We start from the raw sequence: 17167 nt of genomic DNA on the forward strand, positions 1-17167 counted from the left end.
AATGATGGGAGCAGAGTTGAACTACGCCTTCGCCCGGTTGCTCGGTCCGGAACCGGCGACCGCCGACATCCTCGCATTCGCTGCAACTGTCGCTCCGGACTCCCTGGCATTCACTGGCCCGGGCGGTGGCGTCTCATTCGAACGACTCCATGCGCAGGCTGCTCCGCTCATGGCCGTATTCGAGGCTCAGGGGTTGGGTTCGGAGGCAGCGGTCGGGGCCGCTATCACCCCGCTGCTCGTCCAGGGGGGTGTAGCAGGCGCCGATGCGGGAGAGGCGACCTCCCGTGCCATCGCAGAGGTACGGCGAGCAGGGCTGGCGATCGTGGGGTCTGACGACCTGAGCTCGCTCCCGGGCGTCTTCCGCTCGATTGCGGCGCGATTCCCGGATCGACCCGCGGTGACAGACCAGGCGGGGACCACTCTGAGTTACCGAGAGCTCGATGAGCGATCGGATGTTCTGGCGACCGCCCTCATCGCAGGTGGTGCCGGCTCCCAAACGCGTATCGGGATCTCGATGGCGCGCCGAGTCGAGCTCATCGTGGCCCTCCTCGGGGTAATGAAGACCGGCGCTGCATACCTCCCGCTTGACCGGTCCCATCCTCGTGCGCGACTATCGGCGATCGTCGAAGATGCCCGCCCGCTGATGGTGTTGACCGATAGTGAGGCATCAGCTGAAGAATGGGCCGACGTCGCGGACCGCGCCGAGTTCGAGTTCAGGATCGCCACCCTCGCTGACAGTATCGCTGGAGTGGCCGGCGAGGCGAGTGTGCGGCTTCCAGTCAGGATCTCTCCCTCACAGTGCGCGTATGTGATCTACACGTCGGGCTCGACCGGCACGCCCAAGGGCGTCGCCGTCCCACATGGCGCCCTTGTGTCGCTGCTGTCTTCGATTGGGCTCGAATACGGTTTCCGCCACAGTGACGTTTGGTCGATGAGTCATTCATATGCTTTCGACCTGTCCGTTGGTGAGATCTGGACACCGCTGGCGACTGGCGGAAAGTTGGTGATTCTAGACACCGACACCACCCGTGACCCGGCAGCATTCGTCGAGGTTCTCGATCACGAGAATGTCTCAATCGTCAATATGACGCCTTCAGCGTTCTACCAGTTCGCGTCGGCCGTTCACGGAGCGAGGAGGCGCCCGCTGCCGCAGTCTTTGCGGTCGGTGATTCTCGTGGGCGAAGCTCTCGACTTCGAGCAGGTTCGTCGCTGGTACGCGGAGAGGCAGATCGAAGGAAACGGCCCGGGCCCTGAGCTGAACAACATGTACGGGCCGACTGAAGCCACCGTGTACATGACCCGTTGCCGACTGACGCCGGAGTTGGCCGCAAAGAGGACGGGCGACATCGGTGCCGCCTTGTCCGGGTCCCGGGTGTATGTGCTGGACTCGAGACTCTCCAAGGTTCCCGACGGCGTACCCGGGGACCTCTATATCGCCGGCGATCAGCTCGCACTGGGTTATGCGGGTCGATTCGGGCTGAATTCAACTCGCTTCGTCGCTGATCCGTTCGGCTCGCCAGGTGACCGGATGTACTTGTCCGGTGATGTCGCCCGCTTCCGTGACGGCGTCTTGGAGTACCTCGGGCGCGCCGACGACCAGGTGAAGTTGCGCGGTTACCGAATCGAGCTCGGAGAGGTCGAGGCGGCGCTACTGGCGACTCCGGGCGTCGAAATGGCTGCGGCAGCAGTCAAGAAGCGTCCAGGTATCGGCGATCAGTTGGTCGGCTACGTGGTCGGCGCCAGCCTCGAAGGGGAAGCCCGTTCGGGCGGAGCCATCCGTCGAGAGGCCGTGGCAAGATTGCCCGACTACATGGTGCCGGAAGCTGTCATGGTGCTCGACGGGCTTCCGCTGAACGTAAATGGAAAGCTCGATCGCCGAGCCCTACCCGACCCTGTGTTCGAGTCTCAGGTGGACTATGTGCCGCCCGCAAGCGCGATCGAGGTGCGCCTGGCGGCAATCTTCTCTGAGGTTCTCGGTATCGAGCGCGTCAGCGTCGTCGAATCGTTTCATGACATCGGCGGTACGTCGCTACTCGCAGCACGCATAGTCGGCCGGGTCAGTATGGAACTCGACGTCGAGTTGAACCTTCGGGATCTCTTCGAAGCGCCTACTATTCGGCAATTCGCGGCCCGCGCAGCAGACGCTGCGCCGTCTTTGCCGCCAGTGACTTCGGTCGATCCCCGCCCGGATCACGTGCCGTTGTCGTTCGCTCAGCAGCGGATGTGGTTCATCAACCGCTTCGACAAGTCGTTGCCGACTTACAACATTCCGGTAGTCCTGAGGTTATCCGGGGAAGTCGACGTAGCTGCGTTGCGCGCAGCGATGGCCGATGCCGTTGAGCGCCAGGATGTCTTGCGCACGACATTTCCATCGGTAGACGGCGTCCCGCATCAGCTGGTGTGGCCGGTCGAGTCGATCGACTCCAACCTGCCGTGGCGCGTAGTCGACTCCGACGAGGAGATGCGGAGTGCGATAGCGGAGGGTTTCGACGTCGCCGAAGAGTGGCCGCTGCGAGTCGTCATTCGAACAGTCGGCCCCGATGAACTGATCCTCGCGGTGGTGGTTCACCACATCGCAGCGGACGGAGAGTCGCTCTTTCCTTTAGTCAGCGACGTGCTCCAGGCGTATGCCGCGCGCCGCGACGGTCACAGTCCGAGGTTCACGCCGCTCCCGGTGCAGTTCGCCGATTTCGCGCTCTGGCAGCACGCGGTGCTTGGTTCGGCAGACGCTTCGGACTCCGTGCTCGGGCGGCAACTCAAGTACTGGCGGGAGACGCTCGCCGATCTGCCGGAGGTGCTGGAACTGCCTGCCGATCGGCCACGCCCGGCAGTCGCATCGCACACAGGCGCAGAGCGCGACTTCACCGTGCCTGCTGAGGTCGTTGCTCGAATCGAAGCGATCGCACGCCAATTGGACGTAACACCGTTCATGGTCGTGCATGCGTCGCTCGCCGCGCTGTTGGCGAGGCTGTCCGCCTCAGACGACATCGCAATCGCCGTACCGGTCGCCGGGCGCGGTCAGGTCGCTCTGGAGCACCTAGTCGGCATGTTCGTGAACACCCTCGTGCTGCGAACTGTAATTGACCCGGGAGAGTCGTTCACCGACCTCGTGCAGCGAGTGGGATCAGCGGACCTGGATGGGTTCGCGAATGCAGACGTCCCGTTTGAGAGCGTCGTGGATGCGCTGGACCCGGTGCGTAGCGAATCCTTTGCGCCACTGGCGCAGGTGATGCTCTCGTTTGATCCTGCTGCCGAGGCAACCAGGGTCGATGCGTCAGTGGCGGGGCTGCAAGTCGCCAGATGCGAACCGCCGTTTGTTCCGGCGCAGGTGGACTTGACCTTCCGTCTCAGCACCGGCGCAGCCGACGGAGGCTGGACTGGTGCGGTGCTGTACGCGACTGACTTGTTTGATGCGGCATCTGCCCACCGCTTCGCTGAACGTTTCGTCGACCTGTTGGCGCAGGTGAGCGCAGATCCCGATATCACCATCGGTGATGTTGGTGTTGCTGGTTCGGTGGAATTGTCTGTGTTGGGGGAGTTTTCGCGGGGTCCGGTGGTGTCGGTGCCGGGGGGGTCGGTGGCTGATTTGGTGGCTGCTGGTGTGGCTGCGGTGCCTGATGCGGTGGCGTTGGTTTTTGGTGATCGGGAGGTGTCGTACGCGGAGTTCGGTGTGCGGGTTGCGGCGTTGGCGCGGGAGTTGATCGCTGTGGGTGTGGGGCCGGATTCGGCGGTGGGTGTGTGGATGGATCGCAGTGTTGAGTTGGTGGTGGCGGTGCATGCGGTGGTGGCTGCTGGGGGGCGGTATGTGCCGGTGGATGTGCAGTCGCCGGTTCAGCGTGCTGCGGTGATGTTGTCGGCTGCTGATGCGGGTGTGGTGTTGGTGGCGGCCGGTGGTGTTTCGGTGCCGGTGGCTGATTTGGCTGGTGTGCGGGTGGTTGAGGTTGATGCTGGTGGTGGGGTGGATTGGTCGGTGGTGCCGGTTACCGATGTTGATCGGGTGTCGCCGTTGCGGGCTGATCATGGGTTGTACACGTTGTTCACTTCGGGGTCGACGGGTGTGCCTAAGGGGGTGACGGTTTCGCATGTGGCGGTGGCGAATCGGTTGTGGTGGATGGCTGCCGATTATGGCTTGGCTGGTGGTGAGCGGTTCTTCTTGAAGACGCCGTACACGTTTGATGTGTCGGTGTGGGAGTTGTTCTTGCCGTTGGTGGTTGGGGCGCGGTTGGTTATTGCTGCTCCTGATGGTCATCGTGATCCGGAGTATTTGGCTGGGTTGATTGATGAGCGTGGGGTGTCGGTGGTGCATTTCGTGCCGTCGATGTTGTCGGTGTTCGTTGATGTGTTGGGGGATCGGGTTGGGGAGTTGTCGTCGCTGGAGGTGGTGTTCACTTCGGGTGAGGCTTTGGCTCCGGCGGTTGCTGGTCGTGTGTTGGGTTACTTGCCTTCGGTGGCGTTGGTGAATTTGTACGGTCCGACTGAGGCTGCGGTTGATGTCACTGCGTCGAGGGTGTTGCCGGGTGTTGAGACGGTGACGATTGGTCGACCGGTGGCCAATACGGGGGCGTATGTGTTGGATTCGCGGTTGGGGATGGTTCCGGTGGGGGTGCCGGGGGAGTTGTATCTGGCTGGTGTGCAGGTTGCTCGTGGGTATGCGGGGCAGTCTGCGTTGACGGCGGAGCGGTTTGTTGCTGATCCTTTCGGGTCGGCTGGTGCTCGGTTGTACCGGACTGGTGATCTTGTTCGTTGGAATGCTGCGGGTGAGTTGGAGTATTTGGGGCGCAATGATTTTCAGGTGAAGTTGCGGGGGCAGCGGGTGGAGTTGGGGGAGATTGAGGCGGTGATCGCGGCTTCGCCTGGGGTGGTGCATGCGGCGGCCACGGTGGTCGAGTCTGGGGCTGGTGGACAGTATTTGGTCGGTTATGTGTCGCCGGCGTCGGTTGAGCTCGATGTGGTGGGTGAGTATGTGGCGGCGCGGTTGCCGGAGTACATGCGTCCGTCGGTGTGGGTTCGTTTGGAGGATGTGGTTCTGAGTGCGTCGGGCAAGTTGGACCGGCGTGCGTTGCCTGAGCCCGATTTCGAGTCGGGGGGTGATGAGTATGTCGCTCCAGATGGTGAGGCTGAAGAAGTTGTGGCGGCGGTGGTGGCCGATCTTCTTGGCTGTGAGGCGGTCTCGGTGACGAGTTCGTTCTTCGAGCTGGGGGGTAATTCGCTGGCGGCGATGCGGTTGGTGGCGCGGGTGTCGGAGGCCCTGGGCGTGCAGGTGTCGGTGCGTGATGTGTTTGATGCGCCGTCGGTGCGTGGGCTGGTCGCGGCGGTTGCTGGTCGTTCGGCTTCGTTGCCGCCGGTGACGGTGGTGAGTCCACGGCCGGACCGGGTACCGCTGTCATTCGCACAACAACGCATGTGGTTCATCAACCGGTTCGCGCCGCAGGATGCGACATACAACATTCCCGCTGTATTGCGACTGGTCGGGGAGCTGGATGTCGACGCGCTGCATGAAGCCGTCCGTGACCTGGTCGCGCGGCACGAGATCTTGCGCACGACGTTCACCGCCATCGATGGCGTGCCTCACCAGGTACTGCACTCCGCAGAAGTCGCTGGAGAGACAGTCGACTGGACTGTGACAGACGACGACGCGGTGATCGTTGCTGCGGTGACGACCGGTTTCGACGTGACCGCCCAGTGGCCGATGAGGGTCGCGCTGAGGCGGATTTCGAACTCTGAGCACGTGTTAGCCGTGGTGCTGCACCATATCGCGGCCGACGGCGAGTCCATCCGGCCCTTGGTGACGGACCTGGTTACGGCCTATGCGGCTCGGCGACAGGAGCGGGCTCCCGAATTCGAGCCACTCCAGGTGCAGTTCGCTGACTTCGCTCTGTGGCAGCAGCGGAACCTGGGACGCAATGACGATCCGGAGTCGATCGTCGGTAGGCAATTGGTCTACTGGCAGCAGAATCTGACCGGGCTCCCGGATGTGCTCGAGTTGCCATCCGATCGGCCGCGACCGGCGGTCGCTTCGGGACGCGGGGCGACGGTCGAGTTTGCGATTCCGGGGGAAGTGACCAGCCGAGTCGAAGACTTGGCCGTGGACCGCAACTCCACTCCGTTCATGGTCATGCACGCAGCTCTCAGCGTTCTGCTGTCTCGGCTCTCGACGTCACCGGACGTGGCGATTTCGACTCTGATTGCTGGGCGTGGACAGGCGGAGCTGGACTCGCTGGTCGGGATGTTCGTGAACACTGTTGTGCTGCGGATGGCGGTCGACGGTGCAGACTCCTTCATCCAGACCGTCGATCAGGCGCACCGTATCGATTCGGAAGCGTTCGCCAACGCGGAGGTGCCGTTCGAGGCAGTCGTGGAGGCTGTTGATCCGGTACGCAGTGAGGCATTCGCGCCCTTGGCGCAAGTGTCCTTGACCTATCGGCGAGCGTCAGATGAGGTCGACACGCGGACGATCGCCGGCATCGATGTGACGCTGGAGCCGATCGAAGAAGTTCCGGCACGACGCGACCTCAGCATCGAGGTCGTGGCGGATGATGGAGACTGGCAGGGGTCGATCGTCTTCGCGGTGGACTTGTTCGACCACTCGACCATCGACGAGTTCGCTCAGCGGTTCGTTGGACTACTAGACGAGTTGACTGCGAATCCTGGGCAAGCCGTTGGTGATTCGAACCTTTTGCTTGCCGGTGAAGCGGACCTTGTCGGTAATGGTGCTCCGGGGCGAAGTGCATGGACGCACGGTCCGTCGGTACGTGTGAACGCCCCGCTGACCGCTGTCGATTTAGTGGCGCAGGCGGCACTCCGGACACCGGACGCCACAGCGGTAATCGCGGAGAACGCAATCTGGAGCTACCGCGATTTTGCCGTCCGGGTGACTGCGCTAGCCCAGACGCTCATCACCGCGGGCGTGCGTACCGACTGTGCGGTCGGAGTGTGCATGGATCGTTCCGTGGAGCAATATCTTGCCGTACATGCCATCGTCGCGGCCGGTGGGCAGTACGTTCCGATCGCCCCCGACTATCCGGAGCAACGCGTTCGGGAGATCGTGGAGACTGCCGAGATCAGCCTTCTTCTGGTGACGTCAGCAGTTCCGCGCCGGACGATCGTGGCCGCCGGAGTGGAAACTCTCACCATCGATTCAGAGGAGCCGGTAGGCGCGGTCACGGTTGAACGGACTGTCGGGGTGCATCCCGGTAACGCCGCTTACACCATCTTCACGTCGGGCTCGACGGGCCGCCCCAAAGGCGTTGTTGTCACGCACGAGGCGCTCGTCAACATGCTGAATTGGTTCACCGAGTCGAATGGCGGCGGTGACCACCGCTTCCTGCTCAAAGCCCCATTCACATTCGATGCCTCCGTCTGGGAGTTCTTCGGTCCGGTCTTCGTCGGGGCGCCGGTCGTGATCGCGGCTGCCGACGGGCACCGCGACCCGCGCTACCTCGCCCGTCTGATCGCAGAGCACGCGGTTACCACGGTGAAGTTCGTGCCGTCTGTGCTGGCAGCTTTCGTCGACGCGACAGTTGCTACGGATACCAGTGACCTCGCCTCTCTCCGCCGCATCTTCTCCGGGGGTGAGGCACTGACGCCTGCCCTTGCAGACCGCTTGCGTTCTCAGCTCCCCGACGCGCAAGTGATCAATCAATACGGTCCAACGGAAGCCGTCGTCGATATCACCTACGAACAGGTCGACGATCCGACGGCTCTGATAACGATCGGAAGACCGGTCTGGAACTCCGCGACGTATGTCTTGGACGAACGATTGCATCCCGTACCGGTCGGCGTCGTGGGCGAGATGTACCTCGGCGGATGCCAGTTGTCTCGTGGATATGCAGCGCGCCCAGGGGAGACTGCGAGCACCTTTATCGCGGACCCATTCGGCGAACCCGGGAGACGTTTGTACCGAACCGGTGACCTGGCTCGTTGGACGCCTGACGGCCGTCTGGAGTATCTCGGGAGGACCGACTTTCAGGTGAAGCTGCGGGGCCAGCGTCTGGAACTAGGCGAGGTCGAGGCCGTACTGGCTTCCGCTCCTGGTGTGTTGCTTGCCTCGGCCGACGTGGCAACTGCTCCCGCGGGTGGAGAGCACCTGGTCGCATACATTACGCCGGAGACAGTTGATATCGATTCGGTGCGCGACGTGGCGAGAGCAGCCCTGCCCGTTTACATGCAGCCGACGGTGTGGATTCCAGTGGCGAAGTTCTCGTTCACGTCGTCTGGGAAGATCGATCGCAAGGAACTGCCGAGCCCGGATTTCAGTGTGCTGGATTCCGAGTACGTAGCTCCTGACGGGGACGCAGAGGAGATCGTCGCCGCTGTGTTCGCCGATCTACTCGGTGTCGACCGGGTATCGGTTACGGAATCGTTCTTTGACATCGGGGGCACTTCGCTATCGGCGATGCGCCTGGTCGCCCGGGTGTCTGAAGTACTGGGGGTTGAGGCCGCTGTTCGCGACGTCTTCGACGCGCCGAGTGTTCGGGAATTGGTAGCCGGACTTGCAGGTCGGGAGACCGGCACGCCTTTAGTCGAAGCCGTCGATCCGCGACCGAGCAGGATCCCGCTGTCGTTCGCACAGCAGCGCATGTGGTTCATCAACAGATTCGACCCGAGTGCTGCGACATACAACACGTCAACAGTCCTGCGGGTATCGGGAGCGCTCGATGCTCGAGCTCTGTTCCAAGCGCTGGCGGATGTTGTTGTGCGGCACGAGATTCTGCGAACCGTATTCCCCGCTATTGACGGTATTCCGTACCAGCTCGTGATGCCGGCAGACGCGGTACGCGATCGCATTGATTCCTTGTGGGAGGAGGTCGATTCAGAGGCGGGTGTGGAGTCGATTCTCTCCAGGGGATTCGATGTCACCGAACAGTGGCCGTTGCGCGCATGCCTGTGGCGTATCGACGACAACGAGGCAGTAGTGGCATTGGTCGTGCACCACATCGCTTCTGACGGTGAATCCCGTCTGCCGTTGATCACCGATCTCGTGACCGCGTACGAGGCGCGCGCTGCGGGCGCGGTGCCGGTCTTCGCTCCGTTGGCGGTTCAGTTTGCCGACTACGCAATCTGGCAGCATGAAGTCTTGGGATCGACTTCCGACCCGAAATCGATTCTGGGTGAACAACTGGAGTTCTGGAAGCGCAGGCTCACAGGCGTCCCGGATGTGCTGGAGTTGCCTGCCGACCGTCCGCGTCCGTTGGTCGCTTCGAACCGGGGCGAGGTCGTCAGATTCAGTGTCCCGTCCTCGGTGGCCGATCAGATAGTGAGTCTCGCACGCGCTCACCGCGTGACCCCGTTCATGGTGTCGCACGCGGCGTTCGCGGTGCTGCTTGCGCGACTTTCAAACACCGATGACATCGTTATCGGCACGCCGATCGCGGGCAGAGGGCAGGAACAGCTGGATCGGTTGATCGGGATGTTCGTGAATACGCTGGTGCTGCGGACCCATGTTGATCCGAACCAGGCCTTCGCAGAGCTGCTCTCTCGGGTTCGATCTACGGATCTAGACGCCTTCGCGCATGCAGATGTGCCGTTCGAGGCGCTCGTTGAGGCCGTGGATCCGGTGCGGAGTGAGGCGTTCTCGCCGTTGGTGCAGGTGATCTTCTCCTTCGATCCAGCAGCCTCGGCAACCAGCGCTGGAGTGGAGGTCGCGGGACTGTCTGTGACGCCCATACAGAGCACCGACGTGCCAGCACAGCTCGACTTGAACGTGACGTTGTCGACTGCAGGGCCGGGCGAAGACTGGTCAGGAGTCATCGTCGGCGCGGCGGATTTGTTTGATGCTGGGTCGTTGGCGTTGATGGGTGATCGGTTTGTGGCGTTGTTGGGGGCGTTGACTGGGGATCCGTCGTTGGCGGTGGGGGATGGTTCGTGGTTGTTGCCTGGGGAGTGTGATCGGGTGCTGGCCGTGGGGTGTGGTTCGGAGCGGTCGCGGTCGGTGTCTTCGTTGGTTGATGCTGTGGATGAGCAGGTGGGGTTGGTTCCGGATGCTGTGGCGTTGGTGTTTGAGGGTCGCAGTGTGTCTTATGCCGAGTTCGGTGCGCGGGTGGCGGTGCTTGCTCGTGAGTTGATTGCGGTGGGTGTGGGGCCGGATGTGCCGGTGGGTGTGTGTATTGACCGGTCGGTGGAGATGGTTGTGGGTATTCAGGCGGTGCTTGTGGCGGGTGGCCAGTATGTGCCGATTGATGTGGGGGCGCCGGTTGATCGTGTCGAGTACATGGTTGTGACCGCTGGGGTGGGTCTTGTGTTGGTGGCTGCTGGTGAGCCGGTGTCTGAGGCGTTGGTGGCTTTGGAGGATCGGGTGGCGTTGTGGCCGGTGGATGCCTCGGGTGAGGTTGGTGTGGATGTTGAGCCGGTTGCGGTGGCTGAGCGTCGGGGTGTTCTACGTCCGGAGAGTGCGGCGTACACGTTGTTTACTTCGGGTTCGACGGGGCGGCCGAAGGGTGTGACGGTTTCGCATGGGGCTGTGGGGAATTTCCTGGCTTGGTTCGATGGGCTGGTTGATTTGCCGGCGGGGCAGCGGTTGTTGTTTAAGACGCCGTACACCTTTGATGCTTCGGTGTTGGAGTTGTTCTGGCCGTTGGTGTTTGGGCAGACGATGGTGATCGCTTCTCCGGAGGGGCATCGTGATCCGGCGTATTTGGCGCAGGTGATGGTGCGGGAGCGGGTGTCGGTGGTTCAGTTTGTGCCGTCGTTGCTGTCGGTGTTCCTTGAGACCGTTCCCGGTGGTGAGGCGTTTGCGTCGGTGGAGCGGGTGTTCTGTGGTGGTGAGGCGTTGTCTCCGGCGGTGTATCGGAGGTTGGTTGAGCGGGTGCCGGGTTTGTCGGTGGTGAATCTGTTCGGTCCGACGGAGTGTGCTGTGTATACCGAGTCTGCGGTGTTGCGCGGTGATTCTGCGGTGGTGCCTATCGGTGTGCCGATGCCTAATACGTCTGCGTTGGTGCTGGATGGGCGTTTGCGTCCGGTTCCGGTGGGGGTTGCTGGTGAGTTGTATTTGGGTGGTGTGCAGTCTGCTCGGGGGTATGTCTCTCGTTCTGGGTTGACTGCTGAGCGGTTTGTTGCTGATCCCTTCGGTGGGTCGGGTGCTCGGATGTATCGCACGGGTGATCTGGTGCGGTGGAATTCAGCTGGTGAGTTGGAGTATTTGGGGCGTTCGGATTTCCAGGTGAAGTTGCGGGGGCAGCGGATTGAGCTTGGTGAGATCGAGGCGGTGCTGGTTTCGGTGCCGGGTGTGGTGCATGCGGCGGCTGTGGTGGCCGGGGCTGATGGTGATGAGAGTTTGGTTGGTTATGTTGCGCCGTTGACGGTTGATCTTGAGGTGTTGGGTCGGGCTGCGGCTGCTGTGTTGCCGGGGTACATGGTGCCCTCGGTGTGGATGCCGGTTGATGAGATGCCGTTGAACAGTGCCGGGAAGGTTGATCGGCGGGCTTTGCCGGAGCCGGTGTTCGGTGACCGGGCACGGGAGTATGTGGCTCCGGTGGGTGAGGTTGAGAGCACGGTGGTGGCGGTGTTCTCCGATGTGCTTGGTGTGGACGGGGTCGGCGTGAACGACTCGTTCTTTGAGTTGGGTGGGAGCTCTCTGGCGGTAGTTCGCGTTCGGGCGCGACTCGCTGAGTCGGGCCACGAAATCGAACTCCCGTGGTTGTTCAGCGATCCGACGGCGAGAGGGCTGGCGAACAGGATCGCCGGCAACGATCAGTCGACGGGAGGCGTGCTGCTACCGCTGCGGGCCGAAGGGGCGAGAGCACCGCTCTTCGCAGTGCATCCGGCCGGCGGACTGGCCTGGTTCTACGGTGGTCTGGCGCCATATCTGGCGGATCGTCCGATCTACGGTTTGCAGGATCCGCATGTGGCGACGGGTGAAGAGTCTGTGTTCGACGCCCGCGAACTCGCCGCTAGGTACATCGAGGAGATCCGGAGGGTCCAGCCGTCTGGTCCTTACCATTTGCTCGGTTGGTCGCTCGGCGGCTACGTCGCGCAGGCGATGGCCACGCTTCTGCAGGATGAGGGTGAGTCGGTCGTCTACCTCGGTCTCCTGGACACAGGGGTTCCGGGGCTCGCTCCATCCGAGGACTCCGAGGGCGAGCCTGTTTCGGACGAAGCTCTCGATGTCCTCGGCCAGTGGCGAGAACTATTCGACATCGACTCGTACATCACCGCAGGCGATGCGGACGAAGTGGTCGCTATCATCCGGCAACAAATAGCCGACATGGACCTGTTCGCCGAAGAGCAGGTCCAACGGATCATGGAGAGCTTCGAGTCGGCACGGGTGATCGCCGAGTCCTTCGAACCGCAAGAGTTCTCTGGTGATCTCCATGTCTTCACCGCCACAGCCGACAAGGACGATCCCGCCATCATCGCTGAGAGCTGGAGACCGTACGTCGACGGCACGATCCACAACGTGGATGTCGATACCCACCACCTCGGTATGGCAAGTCAAGAATCACTTGATGTGATCGGCCGGGCGATCGAAAGAAGGCTCGCCTTACTCGACGATCAAGGCGTGAGAGAATCTGACAACAAGAGAGAGGAACGCAACTGATGACCAACCCCTTCGACGACGAGAACGGTCGCTTCTTCGTCCTGGTGAACGACGAGAACCAGCACTCGCTGTGGCCGACCTTCGCCGACATTCCGGCCGGCTGGACCAAGGTCTTCGGCGAAGACAGCCGTGAGGCGTGTCTGGCGTACGTGGAGGAGAACTGGACGGATCTGCGTCCCAAGAGCCTTATCGAGGCTATGGAACGCGATGCAGCCGAGCGGAACGCGAACGGCTGAAAGGTGGCACGCGTCGCCGCTGCTCGAATATTTGGGCGGCGGCGACAGCGTGCTTCGGTTGAAGAGGATGATCCCCAGTCACAGGGGGATCACGAATCGGCGCCGATCCCGCACGTCCCTTCGGTCTCAATAACATCACCTGCCACACTAGATGTGGAAACAGGTCATAACCGGATGGTGATCTTCAACACACTGAAAGTCAGCTATTCGTATGACGCCGGGCTTCTGGCACACTCGCTGCTGGGCCTTCAAGAGAAGGCAGACGGGTGAGGTCCGGCCCAGACGATCGACGGGTGAACGACCATGAACGCACTACTTGCACACATCGAGCAACGCGCCGAAGCCATGCCTTGGCTGGCAGCAGTGCGCTTCGACGGCCAGGTCATCACCTACGGCGACCTTCGAGAGCGAGTCGGAGACTACGACCCGGTCACTTCCCGGCAAGGTTTGTCCGCGAACGCGGCGCTATCCGCGGCCCTCGTCAGCTTCCTGCCGGACTCGGTGCGTGCGCTTGAGCCCGCCGATCAGGCCGCGTGGATCTCACAGTCGATCATCTGGCTGAGCCGCGGTCTCGATGATTCCTCTGGTCCGCTCAGTTCCGCCGTCTGACATCGATGTGGCCCTCACCGGGCCGTCTCGACGAGCAACATCACCGGTGTTGGCTTTGGCGACCTGCGGAGGAAGTTCCGGCATCCCTGGGTAAACTCCCCGACGATGAACGCCGCAGACGCCCGTCGTGAGAGACGGGGCGTGACCCCGTGAACACCTGGCGGATTCAGCGCGCGGCCGCGGTGTGTATCGGCATTCTGCTGCTGATCATGCCGGTGATGCAGTTGAGTCCGCTCCTGCGCAATACCGAGATGACCCGCCCGTGGTGGACTCCGGTGTGCATCGCCTTGTTCACGGTGTCGGGCGCCGCCTTGCTCGCCACCGCCACCGCACGGTTCCGTCGATACCTTCCTACCGCCGGTCTCGCGGCCGCTGCGGTGCAGATGGCGGTGCTCGTGCTGTGGTTTCCAGCGTGGACCGGAGCGCCCGCCGCGCCCGATGACATCGCACCGGTCTGGGTCACGGGCGGGACGGCACTCGTGGCCGTCGGAATCGCCGCCACAGTCGGGTATCTCGCGTCTCTGGCGTACACGGCGGGCACGCTGACCCTGCTCGTCTTCGTCTACAGCTACGCCCATTCCGGTCACTTGATCCTCGCCGAGGTCTTCCGCATGACCATCAGCGGTGGTCTGATCGGCGTCTTCCTCGCCGTGATGCGCGCGGGGATGATCACCGCCCGGCGGGTCGACGCCGACCGCGAGCGCGTCCTCGCGACCGCCGCGGCCGCTGCGGCCCGGACCGCTCGCGGACAGGAACGGGACCGCCTCGACGCCGTCGTGCGCGACGAGGTGATCACGGTCCTGCGCACCGTGCGGGTCGGGGAGCCCGCCCAGGTGCAGCGGGACCAGGCCGCCGTCGCCCTGGCCGCGCTGGACGACAGCGCAGCTGCGCGACCGTCGGTGATCGAGCCGTGGCAGGCGCAATTGCGGCTGCGCGAATCGATCGTCGCGCTCAGCGACGAGATCGCCGTGGCGGTGGACGTCGATGACCTCGACGCTGACTACGACTATCCGATGGAAGTGATCGACGCACTGGTCGACGCCACCGGGGAAGCGGTGCGCAACAGCCTCGAGCATGCGGGGGCTCTCGCCTCGCAGGCGGTCGTCGGACGACTGTCCGCGGAGGGCATCCGCGTGCGGGTGGTCGACGATGGCGACGGCTTCGATCCCGGCCGGATCCCGCCGGACCGGATGGGCGTCGCGATGGGCATCCGCGGCCGCATGGCGCGCTTGCCGGGCGGTGCCGCACAGGTCGAGAGCGAGCCGGGCGGCGGCGCGATGGTGTCCCTGGAATGGCGGCGGTCGTGACCGTCCGCGAGCCGGACCACCCCGGCGACCCGTCCGAGGTGCCCGATCTGCCGACACTGCTCGGACTGCGGTCACCCCTGGTCGGGTTCTCCATCGCCGTGCTGGCCGTGGCGTACGTGGTCACCGTGATCGGCACGTCCGGCCCCATGACGGGGATCGCCTGGGCCGGTCAGGCGCTGGCGTTCGTGCTGGCGCTGGCCTGCATTCACACGGTCGTGGCGATCCCCGCCGACCCGCTGCCGCGGTGGGCAGCCGTGGTGATCGGGGGAGCCTCGCTTGCGGCCCTGGGAATCGCGTGGTGGCTGGCGCCGGCAGGCTCGCAGTGGTGGGTTCAGGTGACCGCACCGCCGGCGATGACCGCGGTGGTGGCCGGGGTGTTCGCACTGCGCGGCCGCGCGGGTCTGGCCTGGCTCATGGTGCTCGGCACCATGGGGGTGGCCGCAGCGTGGGCATTGGCCCACGGCGAGAACATCGGCCTCATGATGATGATGAGCAACCGGGTGCTGAGTACCGTGCTGCCGGCCACCATCATCGCGCTGATGGTGCGGCCGATGCTGCAGCTGATGGGTGCGCTCCGCGACCGGGAGCTGGCGGCGGTCCGATTCGCCGCTGCCTCCCGAGCCACCGCCGACGAACGGAACGAGCGACTGGACGCCTTCGCCGGGGAGGTGCGGCCGATCCTGGAACGGATCGCCGCCGGACAGGAGTTCAGCGAGGACGAGGCCATGCGCGCCCGGCTGCTGGAGAGCACTCTGCGTGACGAGGTCCGCGGCCGCGGCTGGGACAGCGAGGGGGTCCGGCTGGCGGCCGCGGCGGCGCGCTCGCGCGGGGTCGCGGTCCAGCTGTTCGACGACGGCGGCGTCGACCTCGATCAGCTCACCGCGATCGACGCCGAGCGCCTGCGCGGGGAACTGATCCGGGTGCTGACCGCGATTCCGGCCGGCGCGGTGACGGCGCGGATCCTGCCGCCCGGCCGCGACCACATCGCCGTGATCAACGCCGTGGGCGATGACGTCCGCCGACGCCGAGTCTATCGGCCGGGACCGACCGGCCCGCGCTGGTACGACGACGCCGCGCCGACCACCTGAGGCGGATCGGCGCGGCGTGCGACGGGACTACCGGGCGGGTCAGCGACCGCCGGACATGCCGGCGAGCTGGGTCACGGCGTCACCGCTGAGCTTCCAGTCGCCGTCGATCTCGACGTAGGTCAGGGTGATGTCGACCGGCTCCGGGGTGTGCGGGGACGCGACTGCGACGGTCACCGTGGCGGTGTCGTTGCCGTCCACCTCGTCACCGGCCGCGACCGACTTCACGCTGTAGACGTCCGGGGTGTAGCCGCCGGCCGAGGAGCCCTTGGCGTAGCCGATGATGGCTGCCTGGGTGGCCGGGTTGCTGGTGTCGACGACGTCGGGGATCTTGTCGGCCGGGGTGTCCGGGTTGACGGCCGTGCGCAGGATCTCCTGGGCCTTGTCGTTGCTGAGTCCGTCGACGGTGGCCTTGGCCTGGTCGGTGGCCGACGCGGCGGCGCTGGCGACCGAGCTCGCGGTCGAGTCGTCCGAGTCGCTCGAGCAGCCGGTGAGAGCGATGGCGGCGCCCGCGGCGAATGCCGCGACGGCCAGAACGGGCTTGCGCAAGGTCTTCTGCATGATCTGGGTCCTCCTTTGGACGGTCAGGTGAACCTAACCTACATCGGAGGCCCGGGGTGGACTATGCCGAGTCCGGATCCAGCACGATCGACGGGTCGAAGGTCATCGCCAGGTCGGCGACCGAACTGCTGGTGAGTGCGTGGCGGGAGAGTCTGAGCGCGCGCAGCTGATCGGCGATGGGGTGCGTGCCCAGGCGCAGCGTCGCACCGCCGAGCCGGGTGCGGGTGCCGCTGGTCGACTCCAGACGCCACGGCGTGCGGCGCGTGCGGCCGTCGAGCTGCGAGTACGACTGCAGAACCGCGGTCGAGGCGCTCGAGGGCATCGGGATCCCGGGCCTCACCGTCAGGTCGGCGATCAGTCGGCCGTCGACCGATACCGCACCGTGTTTGGTCGCGCTGTCGTGGTCGACGTCGAACTCGGCCATGATCTTGGGAAAGCCCCAGATGCCGCGGCCGGCGGCCAGCGTGAACTCGCCGTCCACGGGCAGCTCGTGGATCAGCGCGTGGGCGTCGCCGCGGGCCAGGGCGCGCAGGGCCGCCGTCCGGGACGAGGTGGGGGCGGCGGGGTCGTCGAGCAGGAAGCAGACCCCGAACTCGTGGTAGGGGCCCAGGTCCCCGTCGAGGTACTCGACGAACACCAGCATGCACACGGCGCGCTCGGCGCGGATCCGCAACGGTTCGAGCCGGACGTCGCCGCGTTCGGCGATGGCGTCGCGCACGGCCCCGGCGTCGGCGGTGAAACCGGCGACGAAGCAGCGTGCGGATCGGATGCGTACGGGAAGCTCGACGGTCTGCCCGGCGATCAGATAGGAGTCCACGGTTCCTCACCCTAGGG

At 64.3% G+C, this 17167-nt stretch carries 7 protein-coding genes; 5 read left to right on the forward strand and 2 right to left on the reverse strand.

What is annotated here, in order from left to right:
• Window positions 1-4: 4 nt before the first annotated feature.
• The 5 genes from ABD732_RS04405 to ABD732_RS04425 all read left to right on the forward strand — a co-directional run bounded on the left by ABD732_RS04405 (window position 5) and on the right by ABD732_RS04425 (window position 15775).
• Window positions 5-12535 carry a non-ribosomal peptide synthetase gene (locus ABD732_RS04405; protein ID WP_344780974.1) on the forward strand — a complete coding sequence of 4177 codons (12531 nt, stop codon included), beginning with the start codon at window positions 5-7 and terminating at the stop codon, window positions 12533-12535.
• The gene (locus tag ABD732_RS04410) at window positions 12535-12771 is read left to right on the forward strand and encodes an MbtH family protein (protein ID WP_344780976.1); all 237 of its coding nucleotides are present in this window, start codon (window positions 12535-12537) and stop codon (window positions 12769-12771) included. Before ABD732_RS04405 ends, ABD732_RS04410 begins: the two co-directional genes overlap by 1 nt.
• A gap of 303 nt (window positions 12772-13074) precedes the next feature.
• On the forward strand, window positions 13075-13380 hold the full coding sequence (locus tag ABD732_RS04415) for a hypothetical protein (RefSeq protein ID WP_344780978.1): 306 nt from the start codon (window positions 13075-13077) through the stop codon (window positions 13378-13380).
• A 149-nt stretch (window positions 13381-13529) separates the two neighbouring features.
• Entirely contained in the window at window positions 13530-14687 is a 1158-nt protein-coding gene (locus tag ABD732_RS04420) for an ATP-binding protein (RefSeq protein ID WP_344780980.1), read from the forward strand.
• Window positions 14684-15775: a hypothetical protein gene (locus tag ABD732_RS04425; RefSeq protein WP_344780982.1), complete on the forward strand. Its 1092-nt coding sequence runs from the start codon at window positions 14684-14686 to the stop codon at window positions 15773-15775. The genes ABD732_RS04420 and ABD732_RS04425 overlap by 4 nt, the downstream gene beginning before the upstream one ends.
• 39 nt (window positions 15776-15814) lie before the next feature.
• On the opposite strand, the gene ABD732_RS04430 is transcribed toward ABD732_RS04425, so the two are convergent.
• Window positions 15815-16333, reverse strand: coding sequence for an MTB12 C-terminal domain-containing protein (locus ABD732_RS04430; protein ID WP_344780984.1), 519 nt, complete (start codon window positions 16331-16333; stop codon window positions 15815-15817).
• A 61-nt stretch (window positions 16334-16394) separates the two neighbouring features.
• Entirely contained in the window at window positions 16395-17150 is a 756-nt protein-coding gene (locus ABD732_RS04435; RefSeq protein ID WP_344780986.1) for an acetoacetate decarboxylase family protein, read from the reverse strand.
• Window positions 17151-17167: the final 17 nt, after the last annotated feature.

Origin of the sequence: Gordonia caeni, from assembly GCF_039537105.1 — a bacterium.
GTDB lineage: Bacteria > Actinomycetota > Actinomycetes > Mycobacteriales > Mycobacteriaceae > Gordonia > Gordonia caeni.

Excerpts from the sequence above, each read along its gene's own strand:
- ABD732_RS04405 (WP_344780974.1), top strand. The coding sequence starts at position 5 with ATGGGAGCAGAGTTGAACTACGCCTTCGCCCGGTTGCTCGGTCCGGAA.
- ABD732_RS04410 (WP_344780976.1), top strand. The coding sequence starts at position 12,535 with ATGACCAACCCCTTCGACGACGAGAACGGTCGCTTCTTCGTCCTGGTG.
- ABD732_RS04415 (WP_344780978.1), top strand. The coding sequence starts at position 13,075 with ATGAACGCACTACTTGCACACATCGAGCAACGCGCCGAAGCCATGCCT.
- ABD732_RS04430 (WP_344780984.1), bottom strand. The coding sequence starts at position 16,333 with ATGCAGAAGACCTTGCGCAAGCCCGTTCTGGCCGTCGCGGCATTCGCC.